Here is a 24,829-nt window from a genome sequence, read left to right as displayed (position 1 = left end):
AAAAACAGCCCAAAAGTTGATAACGGAAAAAGGCTGCAAGTATATTTTCCTTCCAGAATACAGCCCGGATTTAAATCCCATTGAAAAGATGTGGAGCAAAGTGAAACAATTACTTCGGGGTATGAAATCAAAAACATGTGATGAACTGTACAAATCCATTGGAAAAGCATTAAGTTGTATCACACAAAAAGACGCTGAAGGATGGTTTAAATCCTGTGGCTATGTAAAAAGTTAAAAGCAAAATGCTCTAATCCACATCTGAAAGCCTTTCAAGCCGCCGCGCGCGGCTTTTTTGTTTCTTCAGCCGAGCGGCTCCCTTCAGGTTTTTTCATGACTTCTTCGGCGGCACAGCCGCGCTTCGCTCCCACGAAGCCTGCGGCTTCGGGCGATGCTGTCGCATCGCCGCCAGGGCAAGATGCGCAGCGGACGGACGCCCAGGCAAACCCTGCTTGACGGCAAGGCCATCTGGAAGGAAAAGGTCGGGCAGCGCAACTAGAGCAGATTACCTTTGACTTTCATAAAAAGTCAAAGGTAATCTGCTCTAGCTAAACCGCTCTAAGGCTTATGGCGGAGCATGCTCTCAATCCGGACTGGCGGAAAAAAGGCCTTGGCTGCATGTATCTCACAGACGTTGTGCGGCGCGCGGCAGAACGTCATATCCGGCCGGACTTTTGAAAAGGCCGCCCGCGCTCAGCGGACGGCCTTTTCACTGTGGGAGGCACAAGAGCCTTAGAGCATTTTTTGATTGAAAATATCCATTTTCAATCACTTCGCTGCCATCATTTCGCGTCCAGGCTTCAGCCGTTGCGATGAAGGAAGCTACGGATGGAGACAGCAATCAGTTACCACAAAAAACATGCAACGAAACCGCTGTCGCCAGAGCGGTTTGGATAGTTTCATTATCAAACCGCGCTAAACCATTGCAACGCCGGGCCGCTGTGCAGCGCTCCCGGGGCCGGGCCGTTTACTCTTCGGCATTGCCCAGTGAGTAATACTCGGCGAGCATGGGGCCGAAGAACTCGGCCTCGTCGCCCAGTTCCTCCTCAATGCGCAGCAGCTGGTTATACTTGGCCATGCGCTCGGAACGGCAGAGCGAGCCGGTTTTAATCTGTCCGGCATTGACGCCCACAGCCAGATCCGCGATGAAGCTGTCTTCCGTCTCGCCGGAACGGTGCGAGATCACGGTGGTGTAGGCCGCTTCCTTGGCCATTTCAATGGTATCCAGGGTTTCGGTGACCGTGCCGATCTGATTCAGCTTGATCAGAATGGAGTTGCCCACGCCTTCGGCAATGCCTTCGGCCAGGATCGAGGGATTGGTCACAAAAACATCGTCGCCCACAAGCTGGGTGCTCTCCCCGAGGCTGGCAGTGAGCATGCCCCAGCCGTCCCAGTCGCTTTCGGCCATGCCGTCCTCAATGGAGATCAGGGGATATTTGCGGGTGAACCCGGCGAGCCATTCGACCATCTCCGCATTGCTGAAGGTTTTGCCCTCGCCCTTGAGCACATATTTGCCGTCCTCGTAAAATTCCGAGGCCGCCGCGTCAATGGCCAGGGCCACTTCGCCGCCGGGATTGTAGCCCGCCTCTTCAATGGCCTTGATGATATAGGCAAAGGCCTGATCATGGTTTTTGAGGTTGGGGGCGAAACCGCCCTCGTCGCCCACGCTGGTCACAAGACCGTCGGCTTTCAGGATGGCCTGGAGGGTATGAAAAATTTCCGCGCCCATGCGCAGGGAATCGCGAAAGGTCATGGCGCCCACGGGCATGATCATGAATTCCTGGATATCCAGATTGTTGGGCGCGTGCGCGCCGCCGTTGATGATGTTCATCATGGGCGCGGGCAGCACCTTGGCGTTGACGCCCCCCAGATAGTTGTAAAGGGGCAGGCCCAGGCAGGAGGCAGCCGCGCGCGCGCAGGCCATGGAAGCGCCCAGCATGGCGTTGGCGCCCAGGCGGGACTTGTTGTCCGTGCCGTCCAGATCGATGAGGCAGTTGTCGATCTGCACCTGGCGCAGCACGTCCTGGCCCACGAGCGCGTCGGCGATCTCGCCATTGACATGCTCCACGGCCTTGGTCACGCCCTTGCCGCCGTAACGTTTTTTATCACCGTCGCGCATTTCCAGAGCTTCGCGGCTGCCGGTGGAGGCCCCGGAAGGCACGGCGGCGCGCGCGCTCTGCCCGGACTCCAGGCTCACTTCCACTTCCACTGTGGGATTGCCGCGCGAATCCAATATTTCACGGCCGAATACAGAGGCGATGATGCTCATGTGGGCTCCTTTGCCTTGAGTGTTTTTTTGTTCCTGAAGCATTTTTTGATTGAAAATATCCATTTTCAATCACTTCGCCAAAAAACGTGGTTTCTGGCTCGTTTCCGGCGGCTGTGCCGCCCCAAAAAATTCAAAGGCTGTCACGTCTCTCGTAATACAGACGACGCAGCCCTTCCAGAAGCAGGGCGGGCAGCACCTGATCAAAAACAGAGCTCACTCTGGCGATGGCCGGGGCGAAACCGCCTGTGGCCAGCACCTTTGTCCGGCCCTGCAACTGCCGCCGCAAGCGTTGCGTCAGGCCCTCCACCATGCAGACAAAGCCGAAAACCAGGCCGTGCTGGATACTGGTGACCGTGTCGCGCCCCGGCGACGGCTCCTGCGCGCGGATGTCCAGGTTGACCCGGGGCAGCTTGGCCGCCTCGCGCGAAAGCGCGGCCAGAGCCGTAAGGGGACCGGGAAAAATCAGGCCCCCCAGATAGGCCTCGCCGCTCACGCAGTCAAAGGTGACGGCCGTGCCGAAATCCACCACGATCAGCGAGGCGGCCTCCGGGCAGAGTCTGCGCGCGGCAAAGGCCCCCACCAGGCGGTCGGCCCCCACTTCCGAGGGGCGCTCGTAACGATTCTCCAGGGGGATGGGAAGATCCTCCCCGACGCAGTACAGGGGGCAATCCATATAGCGGGCCACGGCCTCGCGCAACAAGGGGTCAAAACCCGGCACCACGGAGGAGGCCACGCAGGCCTTGAGAGAGGCAGGCTTCACCCTGGCATGCCGCAATACGGACAGCAGCATGAGCCCCAGACCGTCCGCGGTCTGCCCGGCATCAGTACGCAACGTATATGAGGTCAGCACATGCCGTTCATTGGCAAGGCCAATCTTGATGGAGGTATTTCCTATATCGAAGAGCAGGAGTTCCGGCTGCATACCACGCTCCGCAATGGCCAGAAAGATCTTGGCTCGCCGGAAAAGTATGCCGGATTCGCGGCATGGAAGCAAGCGCGGCTTTCCCGACCGTCAGGGCTGACGCATCTTGTGCGGCAGCCCTGACGGCGATGCTACAGCATCGCCCGAAGCCGCAGGCTTCGTGGGAGCGAAGTGCGGCTCCGCCGCCGAAGCGGCTCTTCCCAGACTTTATGATAACATAGCAAAATTATTGAACTTAACATCTAGACACGTCTGCCCTGTCCCGGCCGGATCGGAGCGGCCGTTTGCGCAGGCGGATTCCATGTAACGCATAACAGGAGAGCGTTTTGCTTTTGAAACGCTCGCTCCGGCGCTCCGGCAGACTCCTCACGCTTTGGAGCAAAATTTGCAGACGGGCAGGTAAGCCACAGGTATAGAAAAAGGATTGCGGGTAGCCCATGTGCCGGCGGCAAGGGGCGGCAGCCCTGTATTTTCGCCGCCGGGCCTTGCACTGCGCAGCCCGCTGAAAGCCCGCGCGCGGGGGGCCGGAACCGGCCCCCCGCCTTGCAGGGCGCGCAGCCCGCGCCGGAAGCGGGCCGTGGCGGCGGGGGCACGCCGCGGCCGCGTCACGTGGAATTTTTTGCACGCGCAGGCCGCGCATGCGAGAAAAACAGGCGTCCCGAACATGCCGGCGCGGCATGATACCGCGCCTTTCAGGCCCACGGCGGCTGAAGGGACCGGGACAAAGATTTTGAACCCCTTGCCCGATACCTTGACTTCAACCACGTTTTGGCCCAACAGTTTTCAGTCAAGCAACCAGAACGATTCCGCGCCGGCGCCGCCAATGCCGGTTCACGCCGATGGCGCGCCGCACGCCGGCGGGGCCGTCCGTGTGGCGGACCATACAAAGTGCGGATGCAGCAACGGAGCGCCGCCGCGATTTGTCCGCAACGCCGCGGATCGGGATGCGCAGGCGTCTGTTCCGGCCCTTGTTTGAACAGGCCGGAAACAGACGCACACCAGCACAGTGAGGCAAACAAGAGTAATGTCCAAAATTCTGGATTTCGCATTGGGGATGTTTTCTAATGATCTGGCCATTGACCTGGGCACGGCCAATACCTGCGTCTATGTCAAGGGGCAGGGCATCGTGCTGCGCGAGCCCTCGGTGGTGGCGGTCAAAAAAGACCCCCGCGGCAACAACGTGGTCCTGGCTGTGGGCCAGGACGCCAAGCGCATGCTCGGCAGGACGCCGGGCAACATCTGGGCCATCCGGCCCATGAAAGACGGCGTCATTGCCGATTTTGAAATCACCGAGGCCATGCTGCGCCACTTTATTTCCAAAGTGCACAATTCCCGCCGCCTGGTGCGCCCCAGAATCATGATTTGCGTGCCCACGGGCATCACCCAGGTGGAAAAGCGCGCAGTCAAGGAATCGGCCCAGTCCGCCGGAGCGCGCGAGGTCTATCTCATTGAGGAGCCGATGGCCGCGGCCATCGGCGCGGATCTGCCCATTCAGGAGCCCACCTCCAACATGGTGGTGGATATCGGCGGCGGCACCACGGAAGTGGCGGTGATCTCCCTTTCCGGCATCGTGTACTCGCGTTCGGTGCGCGTGGGCGGGGACAAGATGGACGAAGCGATCATGACCCACGTCAAGCGCAAGTACAATATGTTGATCGGCGAGTCCTCGGCTGAAGAGATCAAGATCAAGATCGCCTCGGCCTATCCCCTGGACCCGGAACAGCAGATCGAGGTCAAGGGCCGGGATCTGGTCACCGGCATCCCGCAGAATATCATCATCACCTCCGAAGAAGTGCGCAAGGCCATTTCCGAGCAGGTGGACAGCATTGTGCAGGCCGTGCGCATCGCCCTGGAGCAGACCCCGCCGGAACTGGCCGCGGACATCGTGGATCGCGGCATTGTGCTCACCGGCGGCGGCGCGCTGCTCAAGGGCCTGGATCAACTCTTGCGCGAAGAAACTTCCCTGCCCATCACTGTTGTTGACGATCCGCTTTCCACCGTGGTGGTGGGCACGGGCAAAGCGCTTGATAATCTGCCCATACTCAAAGAAGTGTGTATTGATTAGCTGTGCTGCAAGCGACCCCTGACGTTGCGTTGGCGCCGATTCCGCCGCGGCGTCGTCCCTATCCGCATACCGCGCTTTTGATCCCTGAGGGCACACGCCTGTGACATTGCGGCGCATTCTGATCTTCGCGGGCATTCTGCTGATTCTTTTTCTGGGCATGTACTCCTGGAACCAGCGCACCCGCACGCTTGACGATCTCGCGGCCGGCCTCGGCCTGGAACTGACCGGCGCGGTGCTCAAGCCCATGCGCTCTCTTCAGGATGTGAGCGTGGGCTTCTGGGATCGCTATTTTGACCTGGTGGGCGTGCGCGAGGAAAACCAGCGCCTCAAAGCCCGGGTGGCGGAGCTGGAATCCCGCCTTCTGGCGCACGGCGAGGATCTGGCGGAACTCAAGCGCCTGCGCGCCCTGATCCAACTGCCGGTGGACGAAAGCTGGCGGCCGTTGGGCGCGCGCGTTCTGGCCGGGCGCATGGGCCCCAATGCCGTGCTGGACAGCATCACCATCAGCCGCGGCTATGCCACGGGCGCGCGCCCGGGCACGCCGCTGGTCACCCACCTGGGGCTGGTGGGGCGGGTGCTCAGGGCCAGCGCCCATACCGCCACAGCCCTGCTGCTCACGGATCCGGGCAGCCGCATTGCGGTTTTCTCGCAGGATGGCCGCGCGCCCGGCATTCTGGCGGGCCGGGGCACGGGACGGAATCTGGAAGTGAATTTCGTGCAGCGCGACGCGGATGTCACAAAAAACGAGGTGCTGATCACCTCTGGCCTGGATGGCAAGTATCCCAAGGGCATTCCCGTGGCCCGCGTGCTCAGCGTGGCCCCCTCGGACTACACCCAGTTCATGGCCGTCTACGCCGAGCCTCTGGTGGATTTGCAGCACCTTGAAGAAGTGCTCCTGCTGGAGCCCACAGGCATTGTTCCCGCTGCTGCGGAGCCCTCCGGGCCGCCGCCTCCCTTTGTGGGACCGCCCGCGCCCCGAACCGCCGTGACGCCATGAGCAAATTCCGCAACACCGTCTGGTGGTTTGGCTTCATAGTCCTGGCCATCGGCTTGCAGGCGCTGGCGCCCGGCCTGGACGTGCTGGCGGCCGGGCTGATCATCCTCCTGCAGGAGCGGGACTATAAAAATATGCTCTGGCTGCTGCCGCTCTTTGTGCTCTTGCAGGAGGGCATGGGCACGCGGGTTTTCGGCGCGGCCATCGTCTGGTACGCGGCCGTGATCGCGCTTTTCAAACTGGGGCGCTGGCTGTTTGAAGTGGAAAATTTCATCTTCGTCTTTCTGCTTTCCGCCTGTCTGGGCGCGGCCTGTTACGCCGTGGCCTGGCTCATGGCCCCCTTGCAGAACCTGACCTTCAACGTGCAGGACACCCTGGACAAAAGCCTGATCCAGGCGCTTTTCCTGCCCTTTGCCTGGCGTTTTCTGGTCCTGACCCGGCAGTGGACGAATAATGAGGAAAACTAGGGTCAGCCCTCATGAAAACACCGTCCGCGAAAAGCCGATTTTTTTCGGCCGGCAAGGCGCAAGGCCAACATTGGGCGAAGCTGTATTGAACATACCGCAAGGTCAATGTTGGCCTTGCAACGCCGCCGGACGGAAAAAGGCGGCTTTGCAGCAGGTGGATTAATGAGGACTGACCCTAAGCAACCGCTCCCGCCCGATTCCGGCGACGCTGCGCCCGAACGCAAACAGGGCATCCGCTCCTGGCTGAAAATCCAGGTGGAAAGCGAGGGCTACCAGCCCCCGCGCGGGGGCGTGATTTTGCTGCAGGTGCTGGTGGGCCTGCTTTTTTTTCTCTTTGTGGTCCGTTTCTGGTACCTTCAGGTCCACCGCGGCGAGGAATTCGCCCGGCAGGCCCAGGAAAACCGCCTGCGCCAGGAGCGTATTTTCGCGCCGCGCGGCCGCATTCTGGATGATCGCGACAAGGTTCTGGCCGACAACCGCACCGCCTACGGCCTCTCCCTGGTACGCGAGGACTGCCGCGACATCCCGGCCGCCCTGGCCCAGATCAGCGCCTGGTCCGGCATTCCTCTCGCGCAAATCCGAGAGAAATACCAGCAGGATCGCTTCAAGGTAAAATCCTTTGAACCGCTCCTGATGATCACGGACATCGACTTTGATCTGGTGGCCCGCATCGAATCGGAAATTTACGCCTGGCCCGGCCTGGAAATCGTGGTGCGCACCAAGCGCAGCTATCCGGAAAAAGATCTTTTCGCGCATGTTCTGGGCTATGTGGCCGAGGTCAACGAGCAGGAAATGGCCAGGGACGAGGCCCTGGCCATGGGCGATCTGGTGGGCAAGCAGGGCCTGGAGCTGGAACTGGAGAAAACGCTGCGCGGCCGCAAAGGTCTGTATGACGTGGAAGTGGACGCGCACGCCCGGGTACTCGGCAAAATGCTGCGCGAGGAGCCCCACAGCGGCCGGGAAGTGAACCTTTCGCTGGATCGCGACCTGCAACAGGCCGCCTGGGACGCCCTGGGCGGCGAAGCGGCCTGCGTGGTGGTCATGGAGCCGGATACGGGCAAGCTGCGCGCCCTGGTGACGTCCCCGGCCTATGACAATAATCTTTTCGCGGCCGGCATTTCCCGGCGCGACTGGGACGCGCTGCGCACCAGCAACCGCTTTCCCATGCAGAACCGGGTAATCCAGAGCGCGTATCCGCCGGGCTCAGTCTGGAAGCTGGTCATGGCCGCGTTGTTTCTGGAACGCGGCATCAGCTCCCGCGAAACCGTGTTCTGCCCCGGCCAGATCAAATTGGGCAACCAGATTTTCCGCTGCTGGAAGCGCGGCGGCCACGGGGCCATGAACCTCGAAAACGCGCTGGTCAACTCGTGCGACGTCTATTTTTATCTCATGGCCGAGCGGCTCGGCATCGACAAGCTTGAAGAATTTGCCAGGGCTTCCGGCTTTGGCAAGCCCACGGGTATTGATCTGCCGCACGAAAGATCCGGCCTTGTGCCTTCCCGCCGGTGGAAAAAACAACGCTTCGGCAGGGACTGGGTGCGCGGCGAAACCTATAATGTCTCTATCGGGCAGGGCTACACGCAAGTCACGCCGGTGCAGATCGCGGTCTATGTTTCGGCCCTGCTCAACGGCGGGGATCTGCTCAAGCCCCAGCTTTTGAACGACGCCCCGCGCGAGGTCAGGGGCCGTGTCCCGACCAGGCCCGAGACCTTGCAATTCGTGGTGAATGCCATGCGCAAAACGGCCAGCATCGGCACGGCGCGCGTGGTGGGCCGCAAGGATGCGGACATGGGGGGCAAAACCGGCACGGCGCAGGTGGTCAAACTGAAACTGGCAGCCGGAGACCGCCGCCTGCGCTCCTCTGAAATGGAATACAACCAGCGCGACCATGCCTGGATCGCCACCTGGGGCTCCAAAAACGGCAAAGCCTATGTGGTGGTGGTCATGGTGGAGCACGGCGGCGGCGGCTCAAGCGTTGCCGGGCCCATAGCCAAAAAGATTTTCGAGCATCTGTTCGGGCCGGACGCCGGCCCGCCTGTGGCGCAGCCCGCCGCCACGCCGGCCGCCCGGGCAAACCGGAGCCCGACCGGGTAGCGCGGCAGCGGCGCGGACGGCGAAAGCGGCCGCCAGAGCGGTTGCTGTTTTCAACAGCAAACCGCTCTAGAGCAGAGTACCTTTGACTTTTTATGAAAGTCAAAGGTGGCATTCAGGCGAAAAACGCGGTTTTCGCCTGAATCTACGCCGCGTTGCGGCGGCTGCCGCTTTCGCGTCAGCAGAGCATTTTCAAAGTGAAAATGCTCTAAGCCTTGCCGTGGCCATCGGCGCAGGGCCGCAGCGCAAGAGCGTTTGCAACGGCAACCTGCACCGGCACTGCCTCGGGGAACATCCTTTGCGGCCTTGCCGCGGAAGCATTTTCATGGACAAACGTCTTTTCAGCTATCTCAACTGGGGCTTGCTGGCCTGCATGCTGCTGCTCTATCTTCTGGGCGTGGGCAACCTTTACTCGGCCAGCGGCACGCGGCTGGAGGACGGCCTGGCCTTTTCCGGCTTTTATCAGCGCCAGTTGATTTGGGGCGTCTGTGGCCTGGGCTTTATGCTGCTTGCCATGAGTTTCGATTACCGCCAGTTGCGCAATCTGGCCTGGCCCTTTTTTCTGCTGGCCGTGGCCCTGCTTCTGCTGGTGCCCCTGGCGGGCAAAACCGTGTACGGGGCCAGGCGCTGGATCTCGCTGGGCTTTATGAGCATCCAGCCCTCGGAGCTGGCCAAGCTGGCCGTGCTGGTGCTGGCCGCGCGTCTGCTGGCGCGCGACGGCCGCCCCCTGGGCTGGAAGGACTTCAGCGCCGTGCTCTGCGTGGGCCTGATCCCCTGCGCCTTGATCATTATACAGCCGGATTTGGGCACCACGCTGATGATCCTGCTGATCCTGGGGGGCATGATCCTCTTTCACGGGATCAGGGGCTATGTGCTGAAAACCTGTCTGCTGGCCGTGCCTTGCGCGGCGACTGTGATGTGGTTCGTGGGCATGCACGATTACCAGCGCCAGCGCATCCTGACCTTTCTGGACCCGGGCAATGATCCGCGCGGAACCGGCTACCATATCCTCCAGTCACGCATTGCCATCGGTTCGGGCCAGCTCTGGGGCAAGGGCTTCCGGGAAGGGACCCAAAGCCAGCTGCGCTTTCTGCCCGAGCGCCATTCCGACTTCGCGGTGGCCGTATTCGGCGAGGAATGGGGCTTTGTGGGCTGCGTGGCCCTGGTCACCCTGTTCTGTCTTTTTCTGCTCTCCATTTTTTCCACAGCCGTGCAGGCCAAGGATCGCTTTGGCAGTATGCTGGTGGTGGGGGTCTTCTTTTATTTTTTCTGGCAAATTTTCATCAATATGGGCATGGTGATCGGGCTGATGCCGGTGGTGGGCATTCCGCTGCCCTTCATCAGCTATGGCGGCAGCGCCACTGTGGTCAACTTTACCCTGCTGGGCATTGTGCTTAATGTGTCCATGCGGCGCTTCATGTTTAAAAGTTGAAAAAACCACGCGTACAACGGAGAAACATTGTGGGCAAAGATGAAATCGCATATCTAGGTTCCGATACCGTGTATGAGGGCAAACTCACCTTCAAGGGCACGGTGCGCATTGAAGGCAAATACAGTGGTGAAATTCAGAGCGACGGCACCCTGAACGTGGGCAAGGACGCCCAGGTGGATGGGACGCTCGAAGTAGGCGAGCTGCTGCTTTCCGGCCATTTTTCCGGCGAAATCACGGCCAAGCGCCGGGTGGTTGTCTATTCTTCCGGCGTGCTGGAAGGCATCCTGCAGACGCCCAATCTGCTCACCGAGGAAGGCGGCGTCATTGACGGGCAAATCACTATGAAAAACCCCGGCAAGGCCAAGAGCCCGGCCGGGATGAAGCAGAGCTGACGCAGCTTGTGCGGCAGCCCTGGAGTCCGCCTGGCCCCGGATTGCCGGGCTGGAAAAAATAGCGTATATCTATCCTTGGATACAGCGACTGCGGCCCTGACGCCTCCCTTGCCGATTGAGCTTCGCGCCCACGGCGCAGGCGGACGGGTAACCGCCCTGCCCCGCTGACAACACTGCGCGCCCGGCGCCGGCGTCGGGCGCGGCATACAGCTCTTTCCCAAGGAGACATTTATGGCACAAGATTATTTCCGCGCGCTCAGGGACGTGGCGCTGGTGATCAATTCCAGCCTGGAACCCAGGGATGTCCTGCATAAAATCACCGAGCAAACCGCAGCCACCATGGGCTGCAAGGCCAGCACCATCCGGCTGCTGGACAGCACCGGGCGTTTTCTCCTGCCCAGCGCGGCCTACGGCCTTTCGGATTCGTACCTGCGCAAAGGCCCGGTGGAGATCAAACGCAGCGGCATGGACGGCGAGGTCCTGGCCGGCAAGACCATTCATCTCAAGGATGCAGCGGCCGACGGCCGCTTTCAGTACCCGGCTTCGGCCAAGGCCGAAGGCCTGGTTTCCGTGCTTTCCGCGCCGCTGATGGTTGACGGCAAGGCCATCGGCCTGATCCGCGTCTATTCCGCTGTGGAGCGCGAGTTCACCCCGGATGAGGAGACCTTCATGGAAGCCGTGGCCGCCGTTTCGGCCCTGGCCATTGAAAACGCGCGTCTGCATGAGGCCCTGCGCAACAATTACGAGCTGATGGCCAAACATGCCTATTCGGTCTACGAAGACTGAACAGGCCCGGCCCCTTGCCCGCCGGAGCGGCAGGCTTCGCCCGCGCCGGTGATGTATGCCTGGACCGCATGTGGCCTTTTTCGCCGCCGGCGGCGTGGAACCCGTTTTTTTTCGGGCATGGACAAAAAGAGTCCCTCCCGCCTGAAAACCCGTTTGCCGTGCTGCCGGCAAAACATCGCGCATACGGCGCGGCAATCCCGAATTTTCCCTTTTTTATGCTGAGGATAGCAATATGAAAAAAGTCAAAGTGGGCATCAACGGCTTCGGCCGCATCGGCCGCCAGGTTTTCCGCGCCCTGCACAAAAGTTACAGGGAGCGCGTGGAAGTGGTGGCCGTCAACGATCTCTTCGACGCGGAGACCAACTTCCATCTGGCCGAATATGACTCGGTCTACGGCCGGGCTTTTTTGGACGCCAGGGTCGACGGCCAGAACGTGACTGTGGGCGACTGGAACATCCACTGCTTTGCCGAGCGCGACCCCAAGCAACTGACCTGGGGCGAGTACGGCGTGGATGTGGTCATTGAAAGCACGGGCATTTTCCGCACTGCGCCGCAGGCCGCCGTGCACCGGGACAATGGCGCGAAAAAGGTGATCATCACCGCGCCCGCCAAAGAGGAAGATATCACCATCGTCATGGGCGTGAATCAGGAGCAGTACGATCCGGCCAAACACCATATCGTGTCCAACGCCTCCTGCACCACCAACTGCCTGGCCCCGGTGGCCCTGGTGCTGCAACGCGAGTTCGGCATCCAGATCGGCAATATGGTCACCATCCACTCCTATACCAACGATCAGCGCATTCTGGACATGGCGCATAAGGATCTGCGCCGGGCGCGCGCCGCGGCCTGCAACATCATCCCCACGTCCACGGGCGCGGCCCAGGCTGTGGCCAAAGTCATTCCCGAGCTCAAGGGCAAGTTCAGCGGCTACTCGTTGCGCGTGCCCACGCCCACGGTCTCGGTGGTGGATTTTTCCGGCATGCTGGAAAAGCAGACCGATACCGAAACCGTGCTGGGCAAGCTCAAACAGGCCTCGGAAACCTACCTCAAGGGTATTCTGGAATACAACGACAAGGCCCTGGTTTCCATGGATTTCAAGGGCAATCCGGCTTCCTCCATCCTGGAGGCTTCCTACACCACGGTGCAGGACGGGCATTTGATCAAGGCCGTGGCCTGGTATGACAATGAATGGGGCTATTCCAACCGGGTCTGTGATCTGGTCTGCCTGATGCAGGACAAAGGCCTTTAGAGCAATTTCACTTTGAAAATGCTCTGCTGACGCGAAAGCGGCAGCCGCCGCAACGCGGCGTACATTCAGGCGAAAACCGCGTTTTTCGCCTGAATGCCACCTTTGACTTTCATAAAAAGTCAAAGGTAATCTGCTCAAGAGCGTTTTGCTAATAAAATTAGCTAAACGCTCTGGCGGCCGCGGGAGCGGACGCCCGCGCCGAATGAGCGTCCAGACCGCGTTGCGGTAGCCGTTAGCAAGCTTTGCTTGCTTACGGATAGCGACAGCGGTTGCGTTGACTGGCTGCCGCAGTAACCAGTTGCTGTCTTCATCCGTAGCTTCCTTCGTCGCAACGGCTGAAGCCTGGACGCGAAATGATGGCAGCGCCGCTTTTGAAATTGAATAATTTCAAAAGCAAAATGCTCTATGATCCTGTATGCTCCAGGGCCTCCAGGGCCAGTTGGCTCACGCTTTTTTCATAAAGATTTTCTCCATCGAAAAGCTCGCAGGTTTCCTCATGCCCGGCCTCTGCCAGACGGCGCAGCCCCGGCGCGTCCATCAGATCCGGCGGCAATTGGGCCAGGGCCCAGGCGGCCATGCCCCGGCAGATCAGGTCCTCATCCTCCAGCCCTTTGCGCAGCCAGGGCCGCGCAGCCATGCAGAGCTCAGGCCTGGCCCGGGCCAGACGGCCGATGGCCCAGTAGGCGGAGCGCCGCAGCAGAGTATTGTCGCAATAATTGTCATCCCGACCCAGATCAATGATGTAGGAGGCCAGCACCCGGTGATACTCTTTGGCCAGCGGCTCGCTGGCGGCCAGAATTTCACCGAAAGCTTCGGGTATGCCCCAGCCGGTATTGCCGGAGTCCTCATTGAGATGCCACATCAGGCGGCGGATGATATTGCGGGCCGCCTCGGGCTGCCGCGTTGCCAGCAAGGCCGTTGTCCGGCCCAGAGCCACCGCGGCGCGATGCATGGTTAACGGCCCCAGAAGCAGGCAGGAAAAGAGCGGGCCCACGTTTTCAAGGCCGCGCTGGGCGATGTCGTCCAGATGTTCCTGCCATTGCGGACTTTGCAACGCATGTCTGAGTTTTTGCTTGGCAAAACGCATTCGGGCCATGCTTCGTCCTCCGTGCCGGATGTACCGGCGTCTGCCTGATAGTTATGGTTTTTTTCTCTTCTGGCAAGCGGGGGCATGCGCAAAGAAAAATGCGGCAGGGGAGCCGGTGGTTCGTTTTGCTAATAAAATTAGCTAAACGCTCTAATGCTGGCCGCGAAAAAACCGCGTCCGGGCAGTGGCTGCGCAAGCAATCTGCTCTAATTTCATTAGAGCAGATTACCTTTGACTTTTTATGAAAGTCAAAGGTGGCATTCAGGCAAAAAACGCGGTTTTCGCCTGAATGCACGCCGCGTTGCGGCGGCTGCCGCTTTCGCGTCAGCAGAGCATTTTCAAAGTGAAAATGCTCTAGCAAACCGCTCTGGCAGAAAAGGCGGGAAGATGAGCGCCAGAGTCACGGGATCAGAGAGTGCAGAAAAAAACCACCCAGAAGGGCACGCTGAAATCCAGAATCAGGGCGTGCACAATGGAGACGAAAATCCATTGCCGACCCGCGTAGCGGGTGATGATCGGCAAGGTTGTATCCATGGTCGAGGCTCCGCCGCAGGAGATGGCGGCCAGCGGCCCAAGAAAGCGGACCAGCAGCGGCGTGAGCAAAAGGGTCAGAATTTCGCGCATGATGTTGCTGATCAGCGCCACGGTGCCCAGTTCCGCGCCCTTGTACTGGGTGATGACGATGGACGAGAGCGAATAATAGGCGAAACCCGCGCCCACGGCCAGACAGTCCGCAAGACTGTATGCCAGAAAAATGCCGGCCAGGGCCACGCCCGCAAATGTGCCCACAGTGGTGGCAAGCGGGGCAAGCAGCACGCGCGGGCGCAAGGTGCGCAGGATTTCGCCCAGCCGCCGATCCGAGCCGATGGACAGACCCACCAGAAACATCAGCAGCCAGAGTACATACAGCGTGGCGTCATGCTCCACAAAATACCGTGGAATCAGGCCCAGCCAGGCCAGGGCCATGCCCGCCCCGAAAAAAGCCAGAATCAGCAGGCTGCCGGACATACGGAACTTCGCCCCCAATACGGTATTGCGCCCCGGGGGCGCGGTTGCCCCGCCCCGGCTGCAAGCCGCGCGCACGCGGCAATGTTGTTGCGGCAGACGCGGGCGGCGCGTCATTGGCCGCGCTGCGGCCGGGGTGTTTTGCCGTCGCTTTTCCGCCCTGCCCGCGGGCAGGGCGTTGCCGGCAAATCGCAGAACCAGCGGCGGATCACGGCCACGCAGGCCAGAGATCCGGCAACGCCCGCCAGGGTCAGAAGCAGCGCCTTGCCGCCCAGCAGAGGCAGATTGCGCATCAGGGTCTCATTGCCGCCCACGGCCACGCCCAGGGAAAAAAGCAAAAGCATGATCGCGGGCGTGACGCAGCGCGTGAGCGCGGTGAGAAGGCGTTGGCCGCGCAACAGAAAACCGAGCAAAAGGCCCAGGAACATGATGCCGATGGCGATGAACACGTGTTGTCCACTCCCCCGCGGCGGCGTTCAGGCGCGCGTCACCTGCCGCAAGGCCCGGCGCAAAAAGGCCAGCATGGCCGCATACCGCTGCTCCTCATGCAGAAGATAATCCACGTCCCAGAGCACCCAGACCAGATGCCCGCGGTGGCGGGTCTGCTGCAAGGGGCGCAGCGTGCCGGGCAAGGCCAGGGCCTTGACCGCCGCCGAGCCCATGACCACCACGCCGCGCGCGCCGAGCCTGCTCACGCCGGACCAGAAGGCGTCGGGGTTGGCCGCGGCGTCGGCGCAGGGGGCCGAGCCTTCCATGCCGTGAGGGGCCGCCGCCCCACTGCTTGCGGGGGATGCCGCAAGCGCATCCCCCGCGGCTGTGGGAGACCCTGAGCGCAATGCGGACGCCGTGGGCAGGCAGGCGGGCCAGAATGTGTGGGTGCCGCCGGGATGGCCCAGGTCGGCCAGCAAACGCTGCAAAAAAGCGCGCCGCGCGGCCTGGCCTTCGTCCCGCAGACCTTCAAGATCCTGGCCCAGCTTCCAATAGGTCCAGAGCACCAGACCCGGTCGCGTGGCCGCCAGGCGCTGCTGCCAGGGCGCGGGCCAGGCATGCGGGGGCAAAGGCCGCCAGGCGTCTTCGTTCCGGGCAGGGGCAGATCTGTCCAACGCAGGCTGAACAGGGCCGGCGGCCTGCTCTTTCTGCCCCGTCCGTTCCCCGCGCGCCCGCTGACGTGCCTCATTTTCCGCCGCCCGGGCGGCGTAGCCCGGGGCTGTCCGCATGCCGCGCGGCGGCGCGGCGCCGGCAGGGGCCAGACGGACATGGGGCGCAGCCGCCGGAGCCGGTTTTTTTTTCGGCGCAGGCGGCGCGCCCGGCGTGGGCTCCCGACAAAGGGAGCAGGACGCGGGCGCGTCCTGGGGCAGCAACAGACAGTGCAGGCCGCGGCCTTGCCAGAGCGCGCCCAGCGGGTTCAGATCCGCAAAAGCCATGAGCACAACTCCCAGGCCACGTCGGCCTTGCTCTGCGAGGGCCAGATTTCCTCGCGGCCGTGAGCGTCCACCACCGCCATGCTGTTGGTAGGGGAACAAAAACCGCAGGCGGGCGCGTTGATTTGATTGGCGGCCAGCAGATCCGCCTTTTTGCGGGCCAGTTTGGCGCGTGCCAAAGGCAGGAGCGCCTCTGTGCCGGGCGCGCATTCCGCGGCGAAGCCGAGAACTTTTTGCGCGTCCGGGCCGTTGCGGCGCGCGGCGGCCAGGGTCTGCAAAATATCGGGGTTGGGCGTAAACGCTATGCTGAAGCCCTCCGGCGCCTCGGATTTTTTGAATTTGCGCGCGCCCAGCGGAATGGGTGAAAAATCCGCCACAGCCGCGGCGAACATGCCCATGTCCATGCCCGGCCAGAGGGCGCGCGCGGCCTCGAACATGTCCCGCGCGCCGCAAACCTCGCAGCGATGCACGCCTTGCGGCAAAAGCGCCGCGCCGCCAGGGCCGCAGACGGCCGTCACCTCGGCCCCGCGCAGCCAGGCGCAGATCGCCAGCGCCGCGCCCATCAGGCCGCTGGAGGGATTGGACCAGAAACGCACGCCGTCCCAGGCTTCACGGGTTGGCCCCAGGGTGACCAGCACCTTTTTTCCGGCCATATCCTGCGGGGCCAGGGCCTGCAAGACCGCGAGAAAAATTTCCGGCAGCTCGGCCAGCCTGCCCTCGCCCTGGTCGCCGCAGGCCGTGCCGCCGCAAGCGGGCGCCACCAGCCGCGCGCCGCGCTCCCGCAGCAAGGCCGTATTGGCCCGTGTGGCCGGGTGGGCCCACATGCGCGGATTCATGGCCGGAGCCAGGATCAGGGGGCCGTCAAAGGCCAGGGCCTGCGCCGAGAGCAGATCCGAAGCCGCGCCGGCCGCCAGACGCGAGAGCGCGTCGGCCGAGGCCGGAGCCAGCGCCAGAGCCTGGGCGTGCTGCCCCGGCTCCAGATGCGCGAATACTTCCTGGCCGGGCGCGAACATGTCCGTGTAGACCGGGGCCGCGCCCAGGGATTCAAAGAGCAGCGGCGTCACAAAACGCTGCGCCCCGGCGGTGAGCGTCACCGAAACATGGATGCCGAGCGCGCGCCAGGCCCGCAACAGTTCCGGGGCCTTGCAGCAGGCCACGGAGCCGCAGACGCCCAAATGCAGGCGGCTGTTGGCAAAATGCGTGCTTTGCCCGAAAGGGGTCACAGGTTGCGCTCCTGCAGGCCGCCGGAACCCGTGGCGCCGTCGCCCCAATGCTCGGTGGCGCCGGGCGCGGGCCGCGGGCTTGCGGCAGGCTCTGCCGCGCCGGCAGTGTCCAGCGGGGGATATGCCTCGCCGGGCAGTTCCGCTGTGGGGCTTTCCGAGCCGGGCAGGCTCAGGCTCGCGCCGTCGGGCAGGCGGCTGCCGGACCAGATTTCCAGGATGGTCAGGACCGTCTGGCGGCGAAAGGCCAGGACGGCCAGCGTCGTGCCTTTTTCATAGACGTACACGGCGCGATCCCCTTTGCGCAGGGAAAGACGCAACTGCCAGCCCTGGCTCTGCAAGGTTGTGAACAGGCTTTGCGCCGCCCGTGAGGCGTCCACATTGCCGCGCAGGGTTTCCAGGCCTTCACGGCCGCCGTCCGCGCCGTAGGTCAGATAGCCGTGCGAGGCATAGCGTTCCATGCCCATGGGCAGGGGCACGTCCAGCAATTGACTGACCCCGGCCGCCGTGCCGCCGGTCAGCGGGTCATTGCTGAAGGGGTTGCCGACCCCAAGGGAGGCGCAGCCCGTGGCCGCGGCAAAAAGCAGCCCCAGAGCGAGGGTGACAAGCGTGCGTCGCATGGCTATACTCCTTCCTCCCCGGATAGCGCGGATCGTTCAGGCCGGGGGGCCGGGGGCCGAGGGTTTGGCCGCCGGGCCTGGCCCGCCCGGATTATCGAACCCATCCTAGCCGCTCCGCGGCGCGCTGACAAGCCCGGCCGCGCGCCGGACATATTGATGGGGCTTAGGACAGTCATGATCACCGAAGAAGCGGATTTTTTTCTGAGCAGCTATGATTTCGAGCTGCCGCCGGAGCAGATTGCCCAGTTCCCGCCGGAAGAGCGGGGAGCGTCCCGGCTGCTGGTCATGCCCCGGACGGGCGATCTCGATCTGCGCCATGCGCGCTTCAGCGATCTGCCCGGCCTGTTGCCGGAAAACGCGCTGATCGTGGTCAACAATTCGCGCGTGCTCCAGGCCCGCCTGCTGGGCTCGCGGGCCACGGGCGGCAAGGTGGAATTTCTGCTGCTCACGCCCCTGCCGCTGGTGCTGGCGCAGGCCGCGCCTGATGCGCGGGCCGGAGCGGAGGGCGCTTTCAGCGCCGAGGCTGAAGGGCTGGTGCGCGCGGGCGGCAGCGTGCGCGAAGGCGAAACCTTTGACTTCGGCGCGGGCATCAGGGTAACCGTGCTGCAGTCCGGCCCGTTTGGCCGCCGCCGGGTGCGCCTGCGCTGGCAGGGAGATCTGGCCAAAGCCTTTGCCGCCACCGGGCACATTCCCCTGCCGCCCTATATCAAACGGGCCGACGGCGAGGAAGATCTCAACCGCTATCAGACAGTCTACGCCAGGGACGACAAGACCGGCTCCGTGGCCGCGCCCACGGCCGGGCTGCATTTTACGCCCGAGCTGCGCCGGGAGCTGACGCGGGCGGGCTTTCAGTGGGCCGAAGTAACGCTGTATGTGGGGTACGGCACGTTCAGCCCGGTGCGCAGCGAGGATATCCGCGGCCACCGTATGCACCGGGAATATGTGGAAATTCCCGAGGCAACCGCCGAAGCTGTGGCCAGGGCCAGGGCCGAGAAGCGCCCGGTGGTCGCGGTCGGCACCACCAGCGTGCGCGCCCTGGAAGGCGTGGCCGAGTTGTGCGGCCGGGTGCAGCCCTATACGGGCTGGACCGACATCTTCCTGTATCCCGGCCGGGGCTTCCGCGTGACGGATGCCGTGCTGACCAACTTCCATCTGCCTGAATCATCCCTGCTCATGCTGATCTCGGCCTTTGCCGGGCGCAAGCGCGTGCTGGCCGCCTATGCCGAGGCCGTGGCGCGGGGCTACAGATTCTTTTCTTACGGGGACGCCATGTTGATCCGCTGACGCGGACGGCCGGCGCTTCCCAGGGAGCGCACATGTCACGAGTCGTTTTTCTGGAAGAGCGCTGCAAAGGCTGCAAGCTCTGCGTGGAGGTCTGCCCTGTGGGCATCCTGCGCCCGTCGGGCCGCTACAACCGGCAGGGGTACGAAGTCATGGAGATGGCCGGCGTATGCACCGGCTGCGCCTCCTGCGCGATTATCTGTCCGGACGTGGCCATCCGCGTGTTTAAAAGCGGCAAACACAAGGGAGGCGCGGCATGAGCGCGGCGCACGCCGAAAACGCGCCCGGGCGCGTGCTGATCAAGGGCAATGAGGCTGTGGCCTTCGGCGCGGTGGATGCGGGCTGCCGCTGCTATTTCGGCTATCCGATCACGCCGCAGAACGAAATCCCCGAGACGCTTTCCTGGTTGCTGCCGGAAAACGGGGGGCAGTTCGTGCAGGCCGAAAGTGAGGTGGCCGCCTCCAACATGCTCCTGGGCGCGGCGGCCTGCGGCATCCCGGCCATGACCTCCTCCTCGGGCTGCGGCATCTCACTGATGCAGGAAGCCATTTCCTATATGGCGGGCAGCCGGATCCCCGGCGTGATCGTCAATATGCAGCGCGGCGGCCCGGGTCTCGGAGATATAGGCCCTTCCCAGGGGGATTATTTCCAGGCGGTCAAGGGCGGCGGCCACGGCGATCACCGCAACCTGGCGCTGGCTCCGGCCACGGCGCAGGAGTGCTATGACTTCATGTTCCGGGCCTTTGCCCTGGCCTTCAGGTACGCCAATCCGGTCATGGTGCTGGGCGACGCCATGGTTGGCCAGATCAAGGAACCGGTGCGCCGCGTGCCACCCGCGGGCGCGCTGCGCCCTGAGCAGATCCGGGCCCTGGCCGCTGACTGGCGGCTGGAGGGCTATGGCGCGCGCGGCGGGAACGCGGCGCCGCGTCTGCTCAAATCCGTGTATCTGGCCGAAGGCGCGCTGGCCGAGCGCAATCGTATGCTGATGCGCTCCTATGAGGCCATGCGCGCGGAAACCGCCTGGGAGCAATCGGACGTGGACGACGCGCAACTGGTTGTGGTGGCATTCGGCTCCATGGCCCGCATCGCGCGCAGCGCCATCCGGCGTTTGCGCGGCCAGGGCCACAAGCTGGGGCTGTTCAGACCCGTGACGCTCTACCCCTTCCCGGATGAGGCGCTGCGCGCCCTGGCGCCGGGGCGGCGTTTTCTGGTCATTGAGCAGAACATTGGCCAGATGGTTGAGGATGTGCGCCTGGCCCTGAACGGCACGGCCGAAACGCGCTGGCACGGGGTGATGCCCGGCCTGTTTATCGGCGCGGAAGAGCTTGTGGACCCCATGCTCCAGGCCCTCAAGGAGAAGTGATCATGCAAGACCCGCAAACGGCAGCGCTCCTGCGCCCGCGCGAGGGCGAACGCCTTGTTTTCGACGGCAATCCCGTGCTCAACGGGCGCGTCACGCATTACTGCCCCGGCTGCCATCACGGCATTGCGCACCGTCTGGTCAGCGAGGTGCTGCACGAGCTGGGCGTGGCCGAAAGGACCATCCTGGTGGCCTCGGTGGGCTGCGCCACCTTTACCTATGATTATTTCAACGTGGACGGCCTGGAGGCCCCGCACGGCCGGGCCTGCGCCGTGGCCACGGGCGTGCGCCGCGCGCGGCCCGAAGCCGTGGTCTTCACCTATCAGGGCGACGGCGACATGGCGGCCATCGGTCTGGCCGAGTCCCTGCACGCGGCCAACCGGGGCGAAAAGATCACCACGATCTTCATCAACAATACGGTGTACGGCATGACCGGCGGCCAGATGGCCCCCACGACCCTGGTGGGGCAGAAAACCACCACCACCCGCCAGGGCCGTTCCCTGAGCAACGAGGGCGGGCCGGTGCGCCTCACGGAAATCATGGCCCAGTTGCAGGGCGTGGCCTATGCCGAGCGCTGCGCCCTGGATTCGGTCAAACATGTGCTGGCGGCCAAAAGGGCGGTGCGCAAAGCCTTTGAGGCACAGATCGCGGGCCTGGGCTTCGGCTTTGTGGAACTGCTCGCCGGCTGCCCGACCAACTGGCATCTGGACCCGGTGGCGGCCAACAGGCGCATTGCCGAAGTCATGATCCCGGTCTTTCCCCTGGGCGTGTTCAAGGATGCGAGCGGCACGGGCGGCGCAAAAGCCAGGGAGGTTCCCCGTGACTGAGTACCGGGACGTGATTATTGCCGGTTTCGGCGGCCAGGGCGTGATGCTGATCGGCAATCTGCTGGCGCAGGCGGGCATGGAGCAGGGCCTGGAAGTGAGCTTCATTCCGGTCTACGGCGCGGAAATGCGCGGGGGCACGGCCAACTGCACGGTTGTGCTGGATACGCATCCCATCGGCTCCCCTCTGGTGCGGGAGCCGCTTTCCACCATTATGCTCAACGAGCCCTCGCTGCGCAAATTCCAGGCGCGCCTTCGCCCCGAAGGCGTGCAGATCGTCAATGCCTCGCTGATCGACAAAACCCTGCTGGACGCCGGGCTGCGCAGCGTCTACATTCCGGTCAACGACATGGCGCACGCGCTGGGCAATGTGAAGCTGGCCAATATGGTGGCCCTGGGCGCCTGGCTCAAGGCCACGGGCGCGTTGCCGCTCGCGGTCGTGCAGGACGCGCTCAAGCGCGTGATCAGCGCGCATTACGCCGCGTTGCTCCCGATCAATGCCAGAGCTCTGGAAGAAGGCTATCATTTCGTGTGACTGGAAAGCGCAGTGTGCGGACATGCCAGAGCAGATCGGCTTTGAAAGGCCGTATGTGCCAAGATGAGAGTTTTTTCAGCCCTGCCCCTTCCGCCGGGCCGATACGTTCTTAGTATAAGGCGAGGCCGTTCAGCCGGAACGGCGCAGCTCACCGTCTCTCAAGCGAGGATTTTTTTCATGAAACTGCCTGAACTTCCCCCGGTGTTGAAAATGCGCGTTGTGCTGAAAACCCTGGCCGTGCAGGCCAGTCTTCTGGTGGGCATTCTGGTTGTGATCTGGGGCCTGCAACGCGTTTATGGCATGGTGGACGCCACCACCTTTCCGGAGCCCGTAGCCGTGCCCGAAAATGCCGACCAGCTTGCCGACAATGAAAAAGGCAAAATCCTGCTGGACGCCATTACCCATCAACTGCGCTATGAGCTGGATTCCCCCTTCGGCTGGAGCTTCAACGACATCATCTTCAACCGTTTCGTGCTGGATAACCGCGCCTACCGCCAATATGGCGTCTACCACGCCACAAAATTCCTGCTGGATCTCTATTCCAGCCAGATCGCCAAACTGGGCTCCAGCGACCGCGAAAGCGAATTTCTCTATAAAGCGCGCATCAACAGCTTTGCCCTGGATCCGCGCAGCTTCATGTTCCCTTCGGCCGAGGGCGCCTACAAAAAGGGCCTCACGCTGCTGGAGCAGTATAAAGACTCTCTGGACAAGGGCACGGGCGTCTATAATTGCCGCACCGACGATCTGTACGCCTCCTTTGTCACTGTCACCGGCGAAAACCTGCTGGGCTACGCCCTGGGCCTGCTGGAAAATGCCCAGAACATGTCTTTTCATGAGCTGGATAACCGCATCTACGAAGTGCAGGGCATCGCGCTGGTGCTGCGGGACTTCATCAATACCCTGTATGTTCTGTATCCCGAGATCCGGGCCAAAAACAATGAGGACAACATGGCCGCGGTCATGGAGTACCTGAACCGCATCTGCACCTATGACCCGCTCTACATCACCTCGTCTTTCAACTCCGGCGAGCTGGTTCTGTCCTATCTGATGTTCGCCAAGGCCCGCCTGGAAGACATCCGCGACAGCATCCGCATCTGAGGCCTGCCCCCTGCCTGACGCGCACAGGGCGCGCCCCCGTCTTCACGATGAGGGGCGCGCCCTGCGCGTTTGTGGCGCTGTGCAGCGCCGGAGCGTTTTAAAAGCAATATGTTCTAGAGCATTTTGCTTTTGAAATTATTCAATTTCAAAAGCGGCGCTGCCATCATTTCGCGTCCAGGCTTCAGCCGTTGCGACGAAGGAAGCTACGGATGAAGACAGCAACTGGTTACTGCGGCAGCCAGTCAACGCAACCGCTGTCGCTATCCGTAAGCAAGCAAAGCTTGCTAACGGCTACCGCAACGCGGTCTGGACGCTCATTCGGCGCGGGCGTCCGCTCCCGCGGCCGCCAGAGCAATTTCAAAGTGAAAATGCTCTAAGTCCCCGGGCCGCAGGCGCAAACCTGCCTCGGCGGCTCACGGCGCAGGCCTCCGCCCGAGGCAGCCTGGGCTTTTTGCGCGGAACACGCTTTACACCGCCGCATCCAGAAGCAAATTATCCCTGTGGATCACTTCCGGATAGTGCGCGTCGCCCAGAATGGCCGCCACTTCATGCCGCTTGAGGCCCATGATTTTCCTGAGGTCCGCGGCGCTGTAATTGGAAAGGCCCACGCCAAGGCTTCGGCCCGCATGGCTGACCCGCACCAGCGCGCCTTTCTGGAACGCTCCCTCCACCTGCCGCACGCCGCCGGGCAAAAGACTGCCGCCTTTGCGCAACAGGGCCTGGGCCGCGCCTTCGTCCACAATCACGCTGCCCGCGGGTTCGGACTGATAGGCCAGCCAGAATTTCCGGCGCGGGATGGCATGTTGCGCAGGGCGCACCCAGGTTCCGGGAAGATCCGGCGAAGAGCTTTCTTCTGCCGCAACGGCAAAGGCGCGGGCCAGCACATCAGGGGCGCGGCCCGGCAGGATCAGGGTGGGCACGCCGATCTGCGCGGCGCGACGCGCGGCCAGCAATTTGGAATACATGCCGCCCGTGCCCACGGAGGTCTTGCCCCCGCAAAGCTGATTCAGATCCAGAGCCGCCACGTCGTCAATATGATCCAGCACCGGCGCGTCCGGCTTCCACTGGGGAGCCTCGGCCAGCACACCGGGCGAGGAGGTCAGGTTGACGAAAAGGTCCGCGCCAGTGAGATTGACCAGCAGGCTGGCCAGGCAGTCGTTGTCGCCGAACTTGAGCTCACTCACCGAGACCGTGTCGTTTTCATTGACAATGGGCAGCACGCGCCATTGCAGCAGTTCCGCAAAGGTGTTCCGGGCGTTCAGAAAGCGTGCGCGCGCGCGCAGATCGTCGCGGGTCAGGAGCACCTGGGCCGTGGGCAGGCCGTGGGCGTAAAAAGCCTTGTCCCAGGCCCGCATCAATTGCCCCTGGCCCACGGCGGCCGCGGCCTGGCGGGCCGCCAGGCCCACCGTCTCCACGCTTTGCCCGCGCGCGGCCAGAGCGGCGCGTCCGGCGGCCACGGCCCCGGACGAAACCAGCACCAGGCGGCGGCCTGCGGGATCATCCCCGCGCCGCTGCAAATCCGCCACCTGCCGGGCAAGGCTGTCCAGCACCTGGGCATTGAGCCCCCTGGAGTCAGCCAGCACAGCACTGCCCACCTTGATGACCACAATCCGGGCCAGGGCAGTCACACGCGCCCGCTCCTGCCGCCAGTCTTCCCGGAATCCGGGTTGCCGCGCTTCCATGCCGCCTCCGCCGAATCCGCGCTTGCGCGCGG

The 24,829-nt window shown here is 62.9% G+C and carries 25 protein-coding genes; 16 read left to right on the top strand and 9 right to left on the bottom strand.

The features are described from left to right. Window positions 1–235 (top strand): transposase (locus G7Y52_RS03405; protein WP_206215177.1); only part of this gene is annotated, 235 nt, incomplete at its 5' end. 729 nt (window positions 236–964) lie between these two features. On the opposite strand, the gene eno is transcribed toward G7Y52_RS03405, so the two are convergent. Together eno and G7Y52_RS03395 are read right to left on the bottom strand one after the other, a co-directional pair. Continuing rightward, the gene (eno, locus tag G7Y52_RS03400) at window positions 965–2,266 is read right to left on the bottom strand and encodes a phosphopyruvate hydratase (protein ID WP_165066067.1); all 1,302 of its coding nucleotides are present in this window, start codon (window positions 2,264–2,266) and stop codon (window positions 965–967) included. Window positions 2,267–2,396: 130 nt separating this feature from the next. Beyond that, window positions 2,397–3,188 (bottom strand): type III pantothenate kinase, encoded by a 792-nt coding sequence (locus G7Y52_RS03395; RefSeq protein WP_165066064.1) that lies wholly within the window; start codon window positions 3,186–3,188, stop codon window positions 2,397–2,399. Between G7Y52_RS03395 and G7Y52_RS14850 the strand changes: the two genes are divergently transcribed. The 9 genes from G7Y52_RS14850 (at window position 3,117) to gap (ending at window position 12,664) form a co-directional block, all read left to right on the top strand. After that, window positions 3,117–3,311: a hypothetical protein gene (locus G7Y52_RS14850; protein ID WP_206215178.1), complete on the top strand. Its 195-nt coding sequence runs from the start codon at window positions 3,117–3,119 to the stop codon at window positions 3,309–3,311. The genes G7Y52_RS03395 and G7Y52_RS14850 overlap by 72 nt on opposite strands. Before the next feature lie 901 nt (window positions 3,312–4,212). After that, window positions 4,213–5,253 (top strand): rod shape-determining protein, encoded by a 1,041-nt coding sequence (locus G7Y52_RS03390; RefSeq protein ID WP_165066061.1) that lies wholly within the window; start codon window positions 4,213–4,215, stop codon window positions 5,251–5,253. A gap of 100 nt (window positions 5,254–5,353) precedes the next feature. Beyond that, window positions 5,354–6,250 (top strand): rod shape-determining protein MreC, encoded by an 897-nt coding sequence (mreC, locus tag G7Y52_RS03385; protein ID WP_165066058.1) that lies wholly within the window; start codon window positions 5,354–5,356, stop codon window positions 6,248–6,250. Further along, window positions 6,247–6,714: a hypothetical protein gene (locus G7Y52_RS03380; protein WP_165066055.1), complete on the top strand. Its 468-nt coding sequence runs from the start codon at window positions 6,247–6,249 to the stop codon at window positions 6,712–6,714. The genes mreC and G7Y52_RS03380 overlap by 4 nt, the downstream gene beginning before the upstream one ends. Before the next feature lie 162 nt (window positions 6,715–6,876). Continuing rightward, window positions 6,877–8,808 (top strand): penicillin-binding protein 2, encoded by a 1,932-nt coding sequence (gene mrdA, locus G7Y52_RS03375; protein ID WP_165066052.1) that lies wholly within the window; start codon window positions 6,877–6,879, stop codon window positions 8,806–8,808. Between the two features lie 322 nt (window positions 8,809–9,130). Then, complete coding sequence (gene rodA / locus G7Y52_RS03370) at window positions 9,131–10,237, top strand: rod shape-determining protein RodA (protein WP_165066083.1); 1,107 nt, start codon at window positions 9,131–9,133, stop codon at window positions 10,235–10,237. 29 nt (window positions 10,238–10,266) lie between these two features. Beyond that, window positions 10,267–10,629, top strand: coding sequence for a polymer-forming cytoskeletal protein (locus tag G7Y52_RS03365; protein WP_165066048.1), 363 nt, complete (start codon window positions 10,267–10,269; stop codon window positions 10,627–10,629). A 231-nt stretch (window positions 10,630–10,860) separates the two neighbouring features. Then, complete coding sequence (locus G7Y52_RS03360; protein ID WP_165066045.1) at window positions 10,861–11,415, top strand: GAF domain-containing protein; 555 nt, start codon at window positions 10,861–10,863, stop codon at window positions 11,413–11,415. Between the two features lie 232 nt (window positions 11,416–11,647). Continuing rightward, window positions 11,648–12,664, top strand: coding sequence for a type I glyceraldehyde-3-phosphate dehydrogenase (gap, locus tag G7Y52_RS03355; protein WP_165066042.1), 1,017 nt, complete (start codon window positions 11,648–11,650; stop codon window positions 12,662–12,664). 403 nt (window positions 12,665–13,067) lie between these two features. On the opposite strand, the gene G7Y52_RS03350 is transcribed toward gap, so the two are convergent. The 6 genes from G7Y52_RS03350 to G7Y52_RS03325 all read right to left on the bottom strand — a co-directional run bounded on the left by G7Y52_RS03350 (window position 13,068) and on the right by G7Y52_RS03325 (window position 18,017). Beyond that, a complete protein-coding gene (locus G7Y52_RS03350) occupies window positions 13,068–13,760 on the bottom strand; it encodes a DVU0298 family protein (protein ID WP_165066038.1) in 693 nt (230 codons plus the stop codon). A 399-nt stretch (window positions 13,761–14,159) separates the two neighbouring features. Further along, complete coding sequence (locus tag G7Y52_RS03345; protein WP_241159575.1) at window positions 14,160–14,873, bottom strand: lysine exporter LysO family protein; 714 nt, start codon at window positions 14,871–14,873, stop codon at window positions 14,160–14,162. After that, the gene (locus G7Y52_RS03340) at window positions 14,870–15,205 is read right to left on the bottom strand and encodes a LysO family transporter (RefSeq protein WP_165066032.1); all 336 of its coding nucleotides are present in this window, start codon (window positions 15,203–15,205) and stop codon (window positions 14,870–14,872) included. The genes G7Y52_RS03345 and G7Y52_RS03340 overlap by 4 nt, the downstream gene beginning before the upstream one ends. A 27-nt stretch (window positions 15,206–15,232) precedes the next feature. Then, window positions 15,233–16,180 carry a hypothetical protein gene (locus G7Y52_RS03335; protein WP_165066029.1) on the bottom strand — a complete coding sequence of 316 codons (948 nt, stop codon included), beginning with the start codon at window positions 16,178–16,180 and terminating at the stop codon, window positions 15,233–15,235. After that, entirely contained in the window at window positions 16,162–17,400 is a 1,239-nt protein-coding gene (gene coaBC, locus G7Y52_RS03330) for a bifunctional phosphopantothenoylcysteine decarboxylase/phosphopantothenate--cysteine ligase CoaBC (RefSeq protein ID WP_165066026.1), read from the bottom strand. Before coaBC ends, G7Y52_RS03335 begins: the two co-directional genes overlap by 19 nt. Next, window positions 17,397–18,017 carry a hypothetical protein gene (locus G7Y52_RS03325; RefSeq protein WP_165066023.1) on the bottom strand — a complete coding sequence of 207 codons (621 nt, stop codon included), beginning with the start codon at window positions 18,015–18,017 and terminating at the stop codon, window positions 17,397–17,399. The genes coaBC and G7Y52_RS03325 overlap by 4 nt, the downstream gene beginning before the upstream one ends. A gap of 174 nt (window positions 18,018–18,191) precedes the next feature. Between G7Y52_RS03325 and queA the strand changes: the two genes are divergently transcribed. The 6 genes from queA to G7Y52_RS03295 all read left to right on the top strand — a co-directional run bounded on the left by queA (window position 18,192) and on the right by G7Y52_RS03295 (window position 23,115). Further along, a complete protein-coding gene (queA, locus tag G7Y52_RS03320; protein WP_165066020.1) occupies window positions 18,192–19,301 on the top strand; it encodes a tRNA preQ1(34) S-adenosylmethionine ribosyltransferase-isomerase QueA in 1,110 nt (369 codons plus the stop codon). A 32-nt stretch (window positions 19,302–19,333) separates the two neighbouring features. Next, entirely contained in the window at window positions 19,334–19,558 is a 225-nt protein-coding gene (locus G7Y52_RS03315; RefSeq protein WP_165066017.1) for a ferredoxin family protein, read from the top strand. Then, window positions 19,555–20,661, top strand: a complete 1,107-nt coding sequence (gene vorB / locus G7Y52_RS03310) for a 3-methyl-2-oxobutanoate dehydrogenase subunit VorB (RefSeq protein WP_165066013.1) — start codon at window positions 19,555–19,557, stop codon at window positions 20,659–20,661. The genes G7Y52_RS03315 and vorB overlap by 4 nt, the downstream gene beginning before the upstream one ends. A gap of 2 nt (window positions 20,662–20,663) precedes the next feature. Continuing rightward, window positions 20,664–21,485 carry a thiamine pyrophosphate-dependent enzyme gene (locus tag G7Y52_RS03305; protein WP_165066010.1) on the top strand — a complete coding sequence of 274 codons (822 nt, stop codon included), beginning with the start codon at window positions 20,664–20,666 and terminating at the stop codon, window positions 21,483–21,485. Further along, a complete protein-coding gene (locus tag G7Y52_RS03300) occupies window positions 21,478–22,017 on the top strand; it encodes a 2-oxoacid:acceptor oxidoreductase family protein (RefSeq protein ID WP_165066007.1) in 540 nt (179 codons plus the stop codon). Before G7Y52_RS03305 ends, G7Y52_RS03300 begins: the two co-directional genes overlap by 8 nt. Window positions 22,018–22,194: 177 nt before the next feature. Continuing rightward, a complete protein-coding gene (locus tag G7Y52_RS03295; protein WP_165066004.1) occupies window positions 22,195–23,115 on the top strand; it encodes a DUF2333 family protein in 921 nt (306 codons plus the stop codon). 467 nt (window positions 23,116–23,582) lie between these two features. Here the strand turns inward: G7Y52_RS03295 and proB are convergent, their stop codons facing one another. After that, window positions 23,583–24,797, bottom strand: coding sequence for a glutamate 5-kinase (proB, locus tag G7Y52_RS03290; RefSeq protein WP_165066001.1), 1,215 nt, complete (start codon window positions 24,795–24,797; stop codon window positions 23,583–23,585). Window positions 24,798–24,829 lie beyond the last annotated feature (32 nt).

The organism is Desulfovibrio sp. ZJ200, from assembly GCF_011039095.1.
Classification (GTDB): domain Bacteria; phylum Desulfobacterota; class Desulfovibrionia; order Desulfovibrionales; family Desulfovibrionaceae; genus Desulfovibrio.
The sequence above is the reverse complement of the archived record's forward strand: the minus strand, read 5'-3'. Positions and strand labels throughout refer to the sequence as shown.